This window comes from Nostoc sp. (assembly GCF_036919555.1).
In the GTDB taxonomy this organism is placed as follows: Bacteria; Cyanobacteriota; Cyanobacteriia; order Cyanobacteriales; family Nostocaceae; genus Nostoc.
Genome location: NZ_JBALCS010000038.1, coordinates 58,687 through 74,909, shown reverse-complemented (window position 1 = coordinate 74,909; position 16,223 = coordinate 58,687). Strand labels below are relative to the sequence as shown.

Annotated in this window: 17 protein-coding genes; 14 read left to right on the top strand and 3 right to left on the bottom strand. The window is 42.3% G+C overall.

Going from position 1 to position 16,223, the window contains the following annotated elements:
- The coding region (locus V7K36_RS10935; protein WP_335115628.1) for a calcium-binding protein at positions 1-2,130 on the top strand (2,130 nt) is incomplete at its 5' end.
- A 167-nt stretch (positions 2,131-2,297) separates the two neighbouring features.
- Here the strand turns inward: V7K36_RS10935 and V7K36_RS10930 are convergent.
- Positions 2,298-2,726, bottom strand: a complete 429-nt coding sequence (locus V7K36_RS10930) for a hypothetical protein (protein WP_335115626.1) — start codon at positions 2,724-2,726, stop codon at positions 2,298-2,300.
- A 113-nt stretch (positions 2,727-2,839) separates the two neighbouring features.
- Between V7K36_RS10930 and V7K36_RS10925 the strand changes: the two genes are divergently transcribed.
- Complete coding sequence (locus V7K36_RS10925; protein ID WP_335115624.1) at positions 2,840-4,690, top strand: S8 family peptidase; 1,851 nt, start codon at positions 2,840-2,842, stop codon at positions 4,688-4,690.
- 175 nt (positions 4,691-4,865) lie between these two features.
- Positions 4,866-5,099: a hypothetical protein gene (locus tag V7K36_RS10920; protein WP_335115622.1), complete on the top strand. Its 234-nt coding sequence runs from the start codon at positions 4,866-4,868 to the stop codon at positions 5,097-5,099.
- On the opposite strand, the gene V7K36_RS10915 is transcribed toward V7K36_RS10920, so the two are convergent.
- Both V7K36_RS10915 and V7K36_RS10910 read right to left on the bottom strand, forming a co-directional pair.
- The gene (locus V7K36_RS10915; protein WP_292800934.1) at positions 5,086-5,409 is read right to left on the bottom strand and encodes a thioredoxin family protein; all 324 of its coding nucleotides are present in this window, start codon (positions 5,407-5,409) and stop codon (positions 5,086-5,088) included. The two genes, V7K36_RS10920 and V7K36_RS10915, sit on opposite strands and share 14 nt — an antisense overlap.
- A gap of 441 nt (positions 5,410-5,850) precedes the next feature.
- Entirely contained in the window at positions 5,851-7,182 is a 1,332-nt protein-coding gene (locus V7K36_RS10910) for an aromatic ring-hydroxylating dioxygenase subunit alpha (RefSeq protein ID WP_335115620.1), read from the bottom strand.
- A gap of 140 nt (positions 7,183-7,322) precedes the next feature.
- Here V7K36_RS10910 and V7K36_RS10905 point away from each other — a divergent pair, with 140 nt between their 5' ends.
- From V7K36_RS10905 to V7K36_RS10855, 11 genes are all read left to right on the top strand, one after another.
- The gene (locus tag V7K36_RS10905; RefSeq protein WP_334940729.1) at positions 7,323-7,541 is read left to right on the top strand and encodes a hypothetical protein; all 219 of its coding nucleotides are present in this window, start codon (positions 7,323-7,325) and stop codon (positions 7,539-7,541) included.
- Positions 7,542-7,602: 61 nt separating this feature from the next.
- Positions 7,603-7,800: a 50S ribosomal protein L35 gene (gene rpmI / locus V7K36_RS10900; RefSeq protein WP_334833865.1), complete on the top strand. Its 198-nt coding sequence runs from the start codon at positions 7,603-7,605 to the stop codon at positions 7,798-7,800.
- A 19-nt stretch (positions 7,801-7,819) separates the two neighbouring features.
- Positions 7,820-8,176 (top strand): 50S ribosomal protein L20, encoded by a 357-nt coding sequence (gene rplT, locus V7K36_RS10895; RefSeq protein WP_229545555.1) that lies wholly within the window; start codon positions 7,820-7,822, stop codon positions 8,174-8,176.
- 12 nt (positions 8,177-8,188) lie between these two features.
- On the top strand, positions 8,189-9,004 hold the full coding sequence (locus tag V7K36_RS10890) for a transporter substrate-binding domain-containing protein (protein WP_335115618.1): 816 nt from the start codon (positions 8,189-8,191) through the stop codon (positions 9,002-9,004).
- A gap of 157 nt (positions 9,005-9,161) precedes the next feature.
- Positions 9,162-9,686, top strand: coding sequence for a tetratricopeptide repeat protein (locus V7K36_RS10885; protein WP_335115616.1), 525 nt, complete (start codon positions 9,162-9,164; stop codon positions 9,684-9,686).
- A gap of 265 nt (positions 9,687-9,951) precedes the next feature.
- Positions 9,952-11,934 (top strand): primary-amine oxidase, encoded by a 1,983-nt coding sequence (locus V7K36_RS10880; RefSeq protein ID WP_335115614.1) that lies wholly within the window; start codon positions 9,952-9,954, stop codon positions 11,932-11,934.
- Positions 11,935-12,055: 121 nt separating this feature from the next.
- On the top strand, positions 12,056-12,625 hold the full coding sequence (locus tag V7K36_RS10875; RefSeq protein ID WP_335115612.1) for a peptidylprolyl isomerase: 570 nt from the start codon (positions 12,056-12,058) through the stop codon (positions 12,623-12,625).
- A gap of 841 nt (positions 12,626-13,466) precedes the next feature.
- On the top strand, positions 13,467-14,993 hold the full coding sequence (gene bchB / locus V7K36_RS10870) for a ferredoxin:protochlorophyllide reductase (ATP-dependent) subunit B (RefSeq protein ID WP_335115610.1): 1,527 nt from the start codon (positions 13,467-13,469) through the stop codon (positions 14,991-14,993).
- Between the two features lie 164 nt (positions 14,994-15,157).
- The gene (locus V7K36_RS10865) at positions 15,158-15,493 is read left to right on the top strand and encodes a DUF6883 domain-containing protein (RefSeq protein WP_335115608.1); all 336 of its coding nucleotides are present in this window, start codon (positions 15,158-15,160) and stop codon (positions 15,491-15,493) included.
- 3 nt (positions 15,494-15,496) lie between these two features.
- Entirely contained in the window at positions 15,497-15,748 is a 252-nt protein-coding gene (locus V7K36_RS10860) for a hypothetical protein (protein WP_335115606.1), read from the top strand.
- A gap of 19 nt (positions 15,749-15,767) precedes the next feature.
- Complete coding sequence (locus V7K36_RS10855; protein WP_335115604.1) at positions 15,768-15,944, top strand: hypothetical protein; 177 nt, start codon at positions 15,768-15,770, stop codon at positions 15,942-15,944.
- The last annotated feature ends 279 nt before the right edge of the window (positions 15,945-16,223 follow it).

Sequence of the window (16,223 nt, the reverse complement as noted above, 5' to 3'; positions counted from 1 at the left end):
AACAATAATGGCTTAATCGAAGGAAGTGCATTTCGCAGCTTGGGTAGAGCCGTGTATCAGATGCAAACAGGTGACACGCTCTACGTCATGAATGGCACTTATGACAAAGGCGCTACACTTTTTAACTTTAATGGTTCAGCAAATAACTGGACAACAATCAAAGCTTATCCAGGGGCTACGCCTATAATCAAAACAATTGGAAGTGGCATTAATATATTTAGTTCATCCTACGTGCGGATTGAAGGACTTGATCTAGAAGGCAATCGGGCAAACATCACTCTAGAATATGCCTTAGAACAGAAGGATAATCTCAACAATCCCTTAACTAATTCCACTGGAATTAATATCAAAGCCTGGACAAATAGCCAAGGAGTGGGCGGTAGTAATCCTCATCACATCGTCATCTCTGATAACACAGTTAGTAACTTTCCAGGGGGAGGCATTGAGTCCAGTAATTCAGACTACATTACAGTTGAGAAAAATGTTGTGTCTGGAAATGCTTGGTATTCACCTTATGGTAGTCAGGGTGTCACAACACTTAATGCTTTTAATTCAGATAACAATACTACTGATTACAAAATAATTTATCGAGACAATATTGTTTTTGATAATCAAAGTTTGGTTCCCTGGCAACAAACTGGTCAGATTACTGAAGGGCATGGGCTAATGCTTGATACTACTAATCAGAGTAAAGATGGAACACCTTATCTTGGCAAAACCTTAATTGCTAATAACATCGTCTACAACAATGGTAACTCTGGCATTAACCCTTTCCAAGCTAAAAATGTCGATATTATCAACAATACAGTTTACCAAAATAGCCGTAATGTCGCTAACACCGGCGAGATTAAAGTCAATTACTCAGAGAATGTTAGGGTTTCTAACAATATCATGTATGCCAGCGACAATCAAGTGGCTAATGTTCTGAGATATTCTACAAATGTCAACTTTGACCACAACCTTGTTTATAACTCGAATCAATTTCAAGCTTCAGATAATCTAAATGCCACAGGATTGCAGAATATTTTGGGTCAAGATCCCCAATTTGTTGATGCAGCCCACGGGAATTTTGCGCTCAAACCCGGAAGTCCTGCGATCGATGCTGGTTCCAATGACTTCAATGGCATCAGTACGAACATTCCCCAGGATGGCGATGGTAATGGCACCGCAGTGATTGATATTGGTGCATACGAAGCTCCCCGTCTTATCAATGGCACAGCCGGCAATGACACCTTTATTACTCCGTTAAACAATGGCAATGACACCATCACGAACTTTGGCGGTGTAGGTACTAGCTCAAACCCTTCGGCTGCGGTGATTGCAAAAATAGACACCTTGCAATTTATTGGGGCTGGCTTAACTGCAACAAATCTGCAATTAACTCAAAATGGCAACGATTTAGAAGTCACCTTTGAAGATGTGCCTAATACCAAAGTCACTCTGCAAAACTTTAACTTAGAAAATCTAGATAACTTAGCCGCATCAACAACAAGACCCGCCATCGGTAATATCCAATTTGACGGAGAAGCCAGTGTTACCAAAAGCTTTGATGTGATTAATGCCAACTCCACTCAACCGTATATTTCCACCCCAAACGCTGTCACATTCCTCAATGACTTGAACAATAACATCAGCGGTTTTTACAATTCCAACGATGTGATTAATGGTCAAGGGGGTAATGACACCATCAATGGCAGCGGTGGTGACGACCTACTGCGGGGAGGTGCTGGTGATGATCTTCTCATTGGTGGACCAGGCAATGATACTCTTGTGGGTGGTATAGGTGCTGACTCTTTCCTCTACGACACCAATTCTGTCTTTAATAGCGCTGTTGTGGGTATTGATACGATCGCTGACTTCAATCACTCTCAAGGTGACAAGATTGTTCTGGATAAGACCACCTTTAGTGCCCTTACTTCTGTTGGGGGAACGGGTTTTAGTAACGCTAATGATTTTCAAATCACCACTTTAGGGGCACTTAGCAATGCTGCAATTGTCTACAACCCGATGACTGGGCAGTTACTATACAATCAAAATGGTAGTGCTGCTGGTTTGGGCAGTGGCGGTCAATTTGCACAACTTACTGGTGCGCCTACTCTTACTGCTGCCGACTTCATCGTTCAAGCATAGTTGGATCGGGTTAACTGAGTCCAAGTGTAATCCAAACATGAATCGACTTTCAAAGCGGTTTTCAATTAAATAGATCACACACATCGGGGCGCAAAAATCTTGCGCCCCTACTTTTTGACCAGAAATAGCCGTATTATCTGGAACTTATAGTTTAAGTATAACTACTGTCATGGTTTTGATCGCAAGTCTTGTAATACTCCCTGCAAAAACTTACCCCATTCTGCTGCCAAAGGGATTTCTGTAAACGGAACCCGCACTGAGTTAGTAGATTCGGAAAATAGAAATTCTAATTCTATAGAACGACCTTTCTCCGGTATATCTTCCAAATCTACTAGTTTATCATCTACTAAAAGGTGGATTTGTTTAACATCAAGCAAAGAGAATGTTTCTAATTTAATTGGCCCTTTAGGCGTGGGTTTTCCCCAAGTTAGATTGTTGCCTTTTTGACCTAATACTGAATAAATATCGTACTTAGCCCGTTCAAATTGCTCTGCCCAAGCGCGATAGGCTTCAACTTTTTGATACTCCTTCGAGCCTTGCCAAGCCAACCAGAAAAACATTACCAAGAGGGGCAACCACAAAAGACCACGTTCCATCGTTTAAAAAAGTCCTGAGTGAAACTTGTAACTAAAAGCGCAAAATCTTCCAATAAAGGATGCAGATAAGTTATGGTAGTGAGCAATCTGGCAAAAAGCGGTGATGAGTTAATATGAGAAAGCTTATATTATTGTGCTTGTTTGTCATTGGGCTGGGATCTGCCATGTTTGGTTTCCTGAATTTCCAGGGACTGGCAGCTAAAGGAGAGTTTGAGACGATTTTGCTTGATTTTCGGGAAGATATTCCATCAATTGTGGTGGAACAGAATCTACAAGCGATCGCCAAACAATACAACGTTACACCCCAATTAGACAACAAGTTTTCCAAAAAAGATCATGTGTATATTGTCAAAGGCGATCGCCAGCGACTCCAAGAACTGAAAAAATCTCAGTTTGCCCAAGCTACAGAATTCATCGAACCAAATTATATCTACAGGAAGATTCCACAACCCGGTGAACCAGCAAGGCTTGGAGAATTTTTGAGACCCCAAGAAGATGAAGAAGCAAGTCCTTCATTAACTGGCCCCAATGACCAATATTACAGTAAGCAGTGGAACTTGCACCAAATCGGCATTGAAGGCGCATGGAGTCAAACCAAAGGCAGTGGCATCACAGTTGCAGTGATTGACACTGGTATTACCAAGGTGCGGGACTTGTATGAGACAAAATTCGTCAAAGGCTATGATTTTGTAAACGACCGAGAAGAAGCCAAAGACGATAACGGTCACGGTACTCATGTTGCCGGAACTATTGCCCAAGCCACAAATAACAAATATGGCGTCGCTGGAATTGCCTATGAAGCCAGTCTGATGCCCCTGAAGGTACTAAGTTCGTATGGTGGCGGTACTGTTGCTGATATTGCCGAAGCGATTAAATTTGCTGCTGATAAAGGCGCAGATGTGATTAATATGAGCTTAGGCGGTGGTGGTGAAAGCAAATTGATGAAAGAAGCGATCGAGTATGCCCATAGAAAAGGTGTAGTTATTATTGCCGCAGCCGGGAATGAAAACACTAATGGGGCAAGCTATCCAGCCCGCTATCCCTACGTCATCGGCGTTTCGGCAATTGGCCCAGATGGCGAAAGAGCGCCCTACTCTAACTTTGGTGCAGGGGTAGATATCTCGGCTCCGGGTGGTAGTGAAGCTGGTAAGATTCTCCAAGAAACTATCGACGAAAAAGGCGAAGGCGTATTTCTGGGCTTCCAGGGTACAAGCATGGCTTCTCCCCACGTTGCTGGTGTTGCGGCATTAATCAAAGCTGCTGGCATCAAAGAACCAGATGAAGTTTTAAAAGTCCTCAAGCAGTCAGCGCGAGTTATCCAGGATGATGGCTTGAACTATTATGGTGCTGGACACCTGAATGCAGAAGCAGCAGTAAAACTAGCCTTTGGGGGGCAAATCAGTTTCCCAGATTTCTTTCGATGGTTACGGGATAACGGCTATCTTAACCCAGGCTTTTGGATTGATGGTGGCGCGATCGCACTGTTACCCAAGATTTTAATGGTAGTTGGTTCCTATCTGCTAGCTTGGTTTTTACGGGTTTATTTCCCCTTTACTTGGAGTTGGTCGTTATCTAGCGGTTTAATTGCTGGCAGTTCTGGGTTATTCTTCCTCAAGGGAATCTATATTTTTGATCTTCCCCAATGGCCTTTCCGGGTTTTGGGCAGTTCAATTCCCGAACTAGGCAGTACCCTCCAGGGAACTGATGCGTTGAATCCCCTGTTTGCCAGCGTACTGATCCCCATTGTCTTAATGGCATTGCTGCTGGGACATCCTAGTTGGAAATGGTTTGCCATTGGTTCAACTTTAGGTGTAGCAGCGTGCTTGACAGTAAGTGCATTTTTCAACCCAGCAGTTTGGGGTTTGGGAAGTGATTACTTAGCACGCTTATTCCTCATCGCCAATGCCCTAATCTGTTATGGGCTTGCTCGTTTAGCATTGAAAAACGAAGAAAAAATAGCATAAATGGGGAATTGGGAATTGGGAATTGGGCATTGGGCATGGAAAAGAATTCTTAATAACTTCTAACTCCCCACTCCTAATTCCTGTACAGACGCGATTAATCGCGTCTCTCCTAACTCCCCACTCCCCACTCCCCACTCCCCACTCCCCACTCAGCACTCAGCACTCAGCACTGTTTATGAGCATTACACTTACAGGTTCAATCGAACGCCGTGATATTGGTACAGGCGCATGGGCGTTAGTCACAGAAGAGGGCGTTACTTACGAAATCCTCAGAGGGGCTGACAAAAACTTACTCAAAGCTGGACAAAAAGCAAAAGTTAAAGGACAGGTACGTGAGGATGTCATGACAACTGCCATGATTGGCCCTGTCCTGGAGGTCAAATCTTTTGAGGTAATTAGTTCTGATTAGCTGTGGAATTTAGAACCTCTTGAAGACGGCTTCTAAACTCCCCTTTAGGATGACCTCCTTTTACCTCACCCACAATCTGAAATTCCCCTTCTGGAGAATTGCAGAGAATGTAAGTAGGCCATCCCATCTCTGATTTATCGGGATACTGAGTTAATAAAATCTTGCGATACTTACGGTAAGCAGCCGTATCCTGCATTTTGACATCGATAAATTCTAAACCCAGTTCTTCAGCCACCTTTTTGTCATAAAAAGACATTTTGTGGCAAATGCCGCACTCTTCTGAAGAGAACTTAATTACAGCTAAACTCATGGGTTGGCGACTCTTTGATTCTAGGCAAAGTTTTTTAACATAATGCCATGAAATATTAGCATATAGCTGGTCATTAGTGTCAACTTAAGACTGAAACCCTGATCCAGTATCTTTATTCTTCTTCCCTGCTTCTAGTTGGTAATATTATGTCCGCCTAATTATTTACGATATGTCGTCATTGCGAGTGCAATGTTCGCGTCTCGTCTCGTAGAGAAGTAGAAGGGGCGTTGCAGAATAGAAATATGAATTAGGGCGTAGGCGTAGCCCGTCGTAGACATCGCTATGAAATGTCCAAGGTGTGAATCAATTCATATTTGTAAGAATGGGCGGCAACGTGGTAAATAAAACTACATATGTGTCAACTGCAAACTTACTAAATAAGTATTTGAAGTTATCTTGCCCTTGGTGTCAGCTCGTATATTACACCCAAATCATTGACCCCTATCTTTGTGCATGGATATAGTCTACAAAGTAAAACCTCGGACTAAGCCAGAATTTTAACCAAGCGTAAGCTCCTAAACTTAGTAGGGCTGTCACAGTTAGGGGTAAACCCAGCTTAACTTTTAAAGTGTCAGGAAGGAGAGCAACAGCACAAACAGTAATAGCAAAGTAGATCAAAAGCCCTGCCTGCAAGCGTTGCACAACTTTCAGCGCCCGCCGACAGCTACTACAATGCTGCGTATGCTGTTTGTAGCGATCCAAAACTTGTTCTCGATTGTTATTTAGATTCCTGATTTCTGGAACACTTATTCCTACTTGATTCCAGGGTAGCTGTCCTTGACAATATTTATCAAACCAATTCCTATACTCAATCACTAGCCTATCTGCACTTGTAGGTAGTCGATAGGAAGTTTTCCAGCTAGGGGTCGATTGTGTCTGTTGTAGAAAATACTCTTGCTGCTGGAGAAGAACCATATCTCCATCAATAACTTGATTGCGTTCGCTAATATGATCCCACCAACGGGGTCTAAGACGATGGAGTGTTTTGGCAAAGTTACGGGGAAACTGAGCAACAATCCGAGATTTACCAGGAGATACTGGTATACAATAAGTGACAAGTCCAACCTGCTTTTCAGAGTTACCAAACTTGATTGCATACTCCAAACGACAAGGTGGTTCAAAAGTGATTGTTGTTTCAAAGCTCCCAACTGTTGCCGCTTCAATCAAATTTGGTGTAGATTGCACAATTTTAATTGATGTAGGTCTTGCTTTTGAGCGATCGCCCTGCACGCCGTGATGAGCAAAAGGAACATGACTGGGATCTGCCACATTTTCCACAAGGGTTTGCCAGTCATATTCTAAATCCCGTACATAAGAAGACCAAACAAAGCCAATAGTAGCATCTATTTGCGGTGATAAAGGTAAGGGTGTATTAGCAGCTTGTTCGCTTGATTTGGCATCTGGCCAAACCCAGAGTAAATCCTGTTCCTGACGAACTGGTAGTGCTACAGTACACAGATTTTCTTTATTCTTACTCACAAGTTCTGGATTTTCTGCTTGGGGAATATGAGTACAAAGTCCTTGCTGATCAAATTGCCAACCATGATAGCTACACATTAAATTCCCTGTTTTGTCATCAATGCGCCCCTCACTTAGGGGTGCAAGGCGGTGAGGACATTGATCTAAAAACACCCGAAAAGTTTGAGATGATTTGGGTTTCCAGATAACTAAACGCAGTCCCAAAAGTGTCACTGAAGTTGGTTGCTCTAAGACTAAATCTTCGACTGGTGAGAGGGGATACCACTGCTGAAAAAAGTTGAATTCAGGTTCCATTTTACTAACAAAGACTTAAATTAAAATTTTGCTCAATGCCTTGGGCGCTGACTGACTCTTTAAAATCACTTTACAACAACTGATCAATCTATTAACACTTCAGTTAAGAGAGTAACAAACATTTTGGGACAATGTTGGCAATGCAAACCCACGAGCAACGGCACAATATCAAGAACGCAATTATCGAAGGCGATCGCTTGATTCATATTTTGGTTCAGCAACGCCGTAGAAGGTACTCCTTCCCTACGGGACGCTACGCCAAGGGAGAAGCAAGCTACAATCCGAATATCCCGCCACTGAATTCTCAGTACAAAATTCAGTGGCGGACTTACGGCGTAAAAGTTAAATCCCTTATTTAATTGCCATTCAAGCAATTTTTTTAGTATATAATTATGGATCGTGTTGAATTAAAGCTAAACCATGCCTAAACTAAAGACTCGTAAAGCCGCAGCGAAGCGATTCCGTGCCACCGGCACCGGCAAAATCGTCCGGCGTAAAGCTTTCAAAAGCCACCTTTTAGAGCACAAATCTTCCAACAAGAAGCGTAGCCTGCGCCAGACTACACTTGTACATGAACGCGATGAACTCAACGTGCGCTTGATGCTCCCATATTTGTAAGTATTTCAGGAAATAAGTTATGACACGGGTAAAACGCGGTAACGTAGCTCGAAAGCGCCGCAATAAAATTCTCAAACTAGCTAAAGGTTTTCGCGGTTCCCATTCAACTCTGTTTAGAACCGCCAACCAACAAGTGATGAAGGCACTACGGAGTGCCTACCGCGATCGCAAAAAGAAAAAGCGCGATTTCCGTCGCCTTTGGATCACCCGCATCAACGCTGCTGCAAGGCAACACGGCTTGAGCTACAGCCAGTTGATCGGTAATCTGAAAAAAGCTGATATCTTACTAAATCGGAAGATGTTAGCGCAATTGGCAGTTCTCGATCCAGCTAGCTTCGGCAAAGTTGCTGAATTGGCAAATCAAGCAAAAGGATAAAGGTGGCAACGGATGTATAACGGATGTAGCAGATGGGAAGTAATTACTCGGTTACATCTGGTATTATCCGCCACTATTTTTTGGATTTTTTGCTTTTCCATAGTGGGGACGGGATTAACTGCATCTGCTGCCGAAATGCCAGAAATTCAGCAGCGAGGCTATCTAATTGTTGCCGTTAAAGATAACTTGCGTCCCTTGGGATTTAGAGATGCTAGTGGCAATTTGCATGGCTTGGAAATTGACTTAGCACAGCGCTTGAGTGTTGATTTGGTTGGTAAAGCCGAGGCTGTCAAGTTTAAACCAGTAGCGAATCGCGATCGCCTGTCTGTAGTCTTAGACAAGAAAGTTGATTTTGCGATCGCTAGAGTCACAGCTACTGAGTCACGCGCCCGCATAGTTAGTTTCAGTGTTCCCTACTATTTGGATAGCACTGTATTAGTTACAAAAGATGCCTCTGTGCAGCAGTTGAGTGATTTGGCAAAACAAAAAATTGCCGTATTGAATAACTCCAGCACCATTGCGAAAGTGCGGTACTATGTGCCAAGTGCCGAGTTAGTAGGAGTTGATTCCTATGACGAAGCGCGAGAGGAAATAGAAAGTAATACCGCCGTCGCCTTTGCCGCAGATGCTAGCGTTCTGAGCGGTTGGGTGCAACAATATCCCCAATATCGGCTACTACCAACCAAGCTATCAACTGAACCCTTGTCTGTAGTCATGCCCAAGGGATTGCAGTACGATGAGTTAAGACGAAATGTAAATCAAGCGATCGCTCGTTACTTAGCAGAAGGTTGGCTCCAGCAACGCTCTCAATATTGGGGTTTACCGTAAGTGAGTGCTGAATTAGGAGTTAGGAGTTAGGAGTACAGACGCGATTAATCGCGTCTGTACAGGAGTTAGGAGTTAAGATAATTATCCTTATCTCCATCATGGCCAATAAGCTGATAATAGATTACAGAAGCAATTTTTAATATTTGTATTTGCAGCAATGGATAACAGTCTAGCCGTTGTTTATCTCTCAATTTTAATAGGTTTGCTCACACTTGCAGCCGTGGGTGTTCTTCGCCAGATTTTCAAAACTCGCAAGATTGAAGGCTCTTTTGCAAGATTGCGAAAGAAGTTAGAGAAAGAAAAGGGTACGACTCAAGAATATTATGAGTTAGCCAGTATTTATTCAGAAAAAAAAATGTATTCCCAAGCGATCGCGCTGTTTCAAAAAGCTCTGAAAGCTGCCCAAGAAGATGGAGAAGAAAATATCGCCCCCATTTACAACGGGCTGGGTTATGTTTATTTTACCCAAGAGCAATATGACCTAGCAATTCGTCAGTATAAAGAAGCCCTGAGATCTAAACCAGACTACGTGACAGGGTTGAATAATCTCGGTCACGCCTACGAGAAGAAAAAATTAACTACTCAGGCGTTAGAAACTTACGAAGAAGCACTCAAATTGGCTCCAAATAACTCTATTGCTAAACGCCGTGCTGAATCTTTACGCCGTTTGGTTTCTGCCTAGATTAAGGTTATTTGTCATTGGGTATTGACTTTTCAAGTCATCTGGAAAAGCCGATGAAAAACCTAACCCCCTAACCCCCTTCCCGACACGAAAAGGGGGAAAATTTAGAGAGAGGTTTTACAGATGCCGTGAAAAGTCAGCTAGTCCCTAATCCTTACTCCCCAACTGTTAACAAATTAATTTTGCTTTAGCTTCTTAAATTTATCGGTTTTCAATCTTAGGCTTGGAAATAGATAACTATAAGTCTTTTGTAAAAATGTAAAAGATGACTAAGCGGTTAAAGCGTTTTTTGTGGCTAGCTATTCCGATCCTTGTCGTCATTTCTATCTCACTCGGATTAATGGGAATATTGACGGCTCAACAGCCTTCGATTTCCCATCCTCTCACTTCGCTAACCGAGACAGAAATTAGTACAGCTGTTTCGGTGATCAAAAGAGAAAAAACTTTGAGCGAAATCGCAGTTTTTCCACTGATTGCTTTACAAGAGCCAGATAAAAAAGAAGTTCTGAATTTTACACCGGGTAAAGCCTTTGGGCGAAAAGCTTTTTTGGTAATCTCTGAACGATCGCAAAACAAAACCTATGAGGGAATTGTTGATCTGACAAGCAAAACCTTAAGTTCTTGGAAAGAAATATCCTCTGTCCAACCTGCGATTGTTAATTCAGAATATGAACTGGTAACTCAGGTAGTCAAAGCCGATCCTCAATGGCAAAAAGCGATGCGAAGGCGGGGAATTACCGATTTCGATCAAGTCAAAATCAGTTCATGGACACCAGGAATCCTGAGTCAACAGGAAGAAGCAACAGGTAATCGTCTTTGTCGAAGCTTATCTTACTATAAAGGCAAAGGCTGGAACTATTACGGTAGTCCGATTGAAGGAGTCGTAGCAACAGTCAATTTGAACACAGGTAAAATCGCCAGTTTTGTTGATAGGGTAAACGTACCTTTCTCTAAGGAAAACTGGAACTACGATATCAAATCTTTGGGCAAATTACTTTCACCACTTAAAGCATTAAAGATTCTGCAACCTAATGGTAAAAATTTCCAGATCAAAGACAATGAAATTAGCTGGCAAGGTTGGAAGTTTCGCTATTTAATGCATCCTCGTAATGGATTAATGCTCTACCAAGTGACACACGACGACGGGGAAAATATCCGACCAGTTTTATACCGCGCTAACCTATCAGAAATGGTAGTACCTTATGGCGATCCTGAGCCTACTTGGTCATTTAGAAATGCCTTTGATGTTGGAGAATATAACCTTGGTTTGCTAGCAAATACGATGGAGTTAGGTAAGGAAATTCCCGAAAACGGCCTGTTGCTAAATGCTATATTTGCTAATGAGCAGGGAGAACCTTATCTAATGCCAGGGGTTATCGGTATCTACGAGCGCGATAACGGAATGCTGTGGAAGCACTATGAGTATAATACTCAGCGCAATGATGTCCGTCGCAGTCGAGAATTAGTGATGTCGATGACGGTGGCAGTTGACAACTATGATTACAGCATTAATTGGATTTTTCACCAGGATGGGACTTTGGAAGTCCAAAATGAATTAACGGGTATCATACTGGCGCAGGGAACGGCTGATGAAAAGCAATCTGACGATGATTCTTATGGTCGGTTGATTGCTAAGAATATCTTCGGAGTAAATCACCAGCATTTTTTCAACTATCGCCTAGATTTCGATGTCGATGGTCAAGCTAATTCCGTGATGGAAATGAATGTCAAAGCTTTGCCGATGGATGAGAAAAATCCTTTAGGAAATGCGATCGCACTTGCAGAAACCCCACTAACAAAAGAAACAGCTGCTGTCCGCGATTTGGATATGAAAAGCAGTCGAGAATGGATGATTGTTAGTGCAAACAAAAAGAATCCTCTAGGTGCTGCGCCTGGATATATGCTGATGCCGGGAGGAAACTCCGTGTTTTTCCCTGTGGAAGGCTCAAAAATCCGTCAACGGGCAGAATTTGCGACTCACCACGTCTGGGTAACAAAATATAAACCTGCTGAACTCTATGCTGGCGGCGATTATCCCAACCAGACTCAACCTGGACAGGGTTTACCAAAATATATTGCAGATGATGAGTCCTTGATGGGTGAAGATATCGTACTGTGGTACACAATGGGCGTGACTCATATTCCGCGATCGGAAGATTGGCCTGTGATGCCAACACACCGAGTTGGCTTTAAGCTAGTACCTAGAGGATTCTTTAACCGCAATCCAGCGATAAATTTGCCAGAGTGAAATATTCGTTTGCTCAAGTTTCCTTCGTTCAGTTTTTTTGTAATGTCTAAAGGGAGCAACTTGAATGCTGATAAACTTATCATAGGTCAAATACTGACACTTGTGTAAAATAGGATATCTCATGAACTTTCCAGAAATTAATATTCCCGGCAATGGCACGCTGCACGCTCGTTTAATTACTTCTTTGGGTGAAATTGTAGTTCGTTTGGAGGAAGAGCGAACCCCCAACACCGTCAAAAATTTTGTAGGTCTAGCAACCGGAACAATCGACTGGAAAGATCCTAAAACTGGTGAATCTAGTAAGGGGACTCCAGCCTACGATGGGATTCGCTTTCACCGGGTCATCCCTGATTTTATGATTCAGTGTGGCGATCCCCTGAGTCGTTATTTGGATACGGCCAACCGCTGGGGTACTGGTGGCCCGGGATATCAATTTGAGGATGAGTTTCATCCTGAATTGAGACACACTGGTGTAGGTATCCTGTCGATGGCTAATGCCGGACGCGGTACAAATGGTTCGCAATGGTTCATTACAGAAGCGCCAACGCCTCACCTTGATAACAAACACAGTGTTTTTGGTGAAGTTGTCCAAGGTCTAGATATAGTCAGCCAGATCGCCAATGTGCCTACAACTAGAGATCGTCCGAATCAAGAGGTGGTGTTACAAAAAGTAGAAATTTTTCGGCAGTAATTAACACCTCTCTAAGTTAATTTATACTCTCTCGAATGTACAAATTGCGCTAATATGATTCCCCTCTTTTTTAAGGCTAAGGAACGTGGATTAAATAAAATGCAAAACTTTATCCTGTCTCTAACTTCCCTCTCCTTTATAAGGAGAGGGATTGAGGGTGAGGTAAGCCAGGGATATAAATTGTATGTTATTTAATTCTTATTCCTAAGGTGTACATATAGGTCTTTCTGAACGCAATTTACGGTTAAGTCTCATAGTCACTGAGATACCTCACCCTGGTTCTACGTAGTAAAACCTGTCCCTCTCCTTACTAAGGAGAGGGATTAAAGATAGGACAGGGTGAGGTTTTAGAGGACTTTTGGGTAATCGGATAACTTGTCTGTACACCGTAGCTTTTTTAAAAGGGTGTTTGAAAAGTATATTTTGTATCATCCTGAACGTAGTGAAGCGAAGTGAAGCATCTCAGTCCCAACGAAAAATTAGGCTTATTCCCTCACTTCGTTCTGCTCAGAATGACGAATTATACCTATCTTGGACTTTTCAAACATCCTCTAAGGGGGGTTAGCACCCCGCCCCAAATTAAAAACAAATTTGCCGAAAAATTAAGATTTATTTAAATAAAATAACAGCCGTGTTGTAAAAGTCAGAAGCTAGATCCCAATCAGTAATTAGGTTTGGGTGATGCTACGCCTATGCACTCCAGATAAAACCCTTACAACTCTTCACTTATTTAGGGCTACAAGTTTTGAGACAATCAGAAACGATTTAATAATAATCAAGCACTTATAGTCCACTCTTATCGGACTCCGTGTTATTTCTGTTGAAAAGGGAGAACACAAACATGAAATTAGCTTACTGGATGTATGCTGGACCAGCCCACATCGGCACTCTGCGAATCGCTAGTTCTTTTAAAAATGTCCATGCGATCATGCACGCCCCCATTGGCGATGACTACTTTAACGTCATGCGCTCCATGCTATCGCGGGAGAGGGATTTCACTCCGGTGACAACCAGTGTCGTCGATCGCAACGTTTTGGCACGCGGTTCTCAAGAGAAGGTGGTAGATAACATCATCCGCAAGGATGCCGAGGAACACCCAGATTTGATTGTGTTAACTCCCACCTGCACTTCTAGCATTTTGCAAGAAGACCTGCACAACTTTGTCGAGCGATCGCAGTTGGAAGCAAAAGGAGACGTAATGCTGGCGGATGTGAACCACTACCGCTATAACGAACTGCAAGCTGCCGATCGCACTCTCGATCAAATCGTTCAATACTACATTGAAAAAGCCCGGAAGCGGGGCGAATTGCCAGAAGGCAAAACTGTAAAGCCCTCAGTTAACATTATCGGTACTACCACCCTCGGTTTCCACAATAATCACGACTGCACCGAACTGAAACGGCTGATGGCTGACTTGGGAATTGAGGTAAATACCTTAATTCCCGAAGGTGCTTCGGTGAACGACTTGAAAAAGATGTCCAAAGCCTGGTTTAACCTGGTGCCTTACCGTGAACTCGGTTTGACTACAGCTCGTTACCTGGAAGAACAATTCGGCACACCTTATATAGACATTACTCCAATGGGTGTAGTGGAAACTGCCCGTTGTATTCGCAAGATTCAGCAGGTAATTAACGCTCAAGGTGCAGAAGTTGACTACGAAAACTTCATCAATGAGCAAACCCTGTATGTATCTCAGGCTGCTTGGTTCTCCCGTTCAATTGACTGTCAAAACTTGACTGGCAAAAAAGCTGTGGTCTTTGGTGACAACACCCACGCCGCCGCCATTACTAAGATTTTGACGCGAGAAATGGGGATTCATGTTGTTTGGGCTGGAACCTACTGTAAATATGATGCAGACTGGTTCCGCGAACAGGTTAGCGAATATTGTGATGAAGTGCTAATTTCCGAAGATCATGGTGCAATTGGGGATGCGATCGCTCGTGTCGAACCCTCTGCCATTTTCGGCACCCAAATGGAACGCCACGTTGGTAAACGTTTGGATATTCCCTGCGGCGTAATTGCTGCACCCATCCACGTCCAAAACTTCCCCATTGGTTACAAACCATTTATGGGTTACGAAGGTACTAATCAGATTACAGATTTGATCTACAATTCCTTTACTTTGGGAATGGAAGATCACCTCTTAGAAATCTTTGGTGGTCATGATACCAAAGAAGTTATTACTAGGGGAATTTCTGCTGATTCTGATTTGAATTGGACAAAAGATGGTCAAGCAGAATTGAATAAGATTCCTGGATTTGTCCGAGGTAAAGTGAAGCGTAATACTGAAAAATTTGCCCGCGATCGCGGTTTCAAAGAAATCAATGCTGAGGTATTGTACGCTGCAAAAGAAGCTGTCGGAGCTTAGATTAGCGTTTAATCGATCAGATTGAGGGGTGAGGAGTTATGTATACTCTTTACCCCCATTTTTTTGCTTTAGTGATAAAAATTAAATTATGAAATATCATAGATTTAATATTAATTTTTATATATTTCTCTCAATAACTATTTAAAATAACTAAATTAAATATAATGAAAATACCATCAGGTTTAGTAATTCAAGATGAAAAAATAACTAAATACCTACTTGTTTATCAACCTAAAAATGATAAATCAAGATATCTAGCTTTAGCAGGATATAATCTTGACAACTGGGAACTTCTTAAGAACGATATAATAAATGCTGTAGAAGGTTCTGAAATTGCAAAAGTCACCCCTAATGATTGGGGGACTCAGTTTGAGGTTAAAAGCGAGTGGTCTGGGCCTAATGGTCGATTAATTAAGGTAATTACTAACTGGCAACAAGATGAAGAAACAAAATTTGTTAGATTTATAACACTATATCCTGATAAATCACAGGAGAATTAAACGATGACAACAGCTAGTTTATTTCAGTGGGTAGAAGTGAAGCACAATGTTGCTAATAGTCCTGTAAAAGCTGGCGATAGAGGGGTTGTGTTGGATCATCTGCGTCCTACTAAAACTCAGCAAGAGCCAGGATATATTTTAGAAATCTTTAAAGACGGTGAAACTCTAGATATAGTTAGTGTGCCTATTTCCTGGGTTAACCCTCTACCTGAAACCTGGGGAAGTATTGAACATGATACAAGACAGACAGTTTAAGACAGAAAAAATCAAACTCATGGCTGACTATGGATGCTATCCGCTATGGTGGGTAAGTCCTGAGAAAGTTGGTAACATTGACCTAGAAACATTGCCATTAATTCCAGAAACTATTAAACGCCTGAATAAATGGGAAGAAATTTATAATGCAAAGTTGAACTGGGAAGATCCTGCTAACTCACCAGATTTGAGTTAAGAAGCTGAAGCGGCTTTTGAGGAAGAAGGAATCAGCCTGTGGAAGCAATTGCAAACAGAACTTGTACCTAATTATCAAGTTGTTTATTTCAGTGAGCTATTAGGCAAGGTTTTAACTCATCCTAGTGAATTAGAAGTTTTACGTCCTATTCAGCAATGATTTCACCTAACAGAATATAAATCTATTGCAGCACCAAGGAATTTGTCTGCGATCGCGGTTTCAAAGAAATCAACGCTGAGGTGTTGTACGCCGCCAAGGAAGCTGTCAGGGCTTAGATTA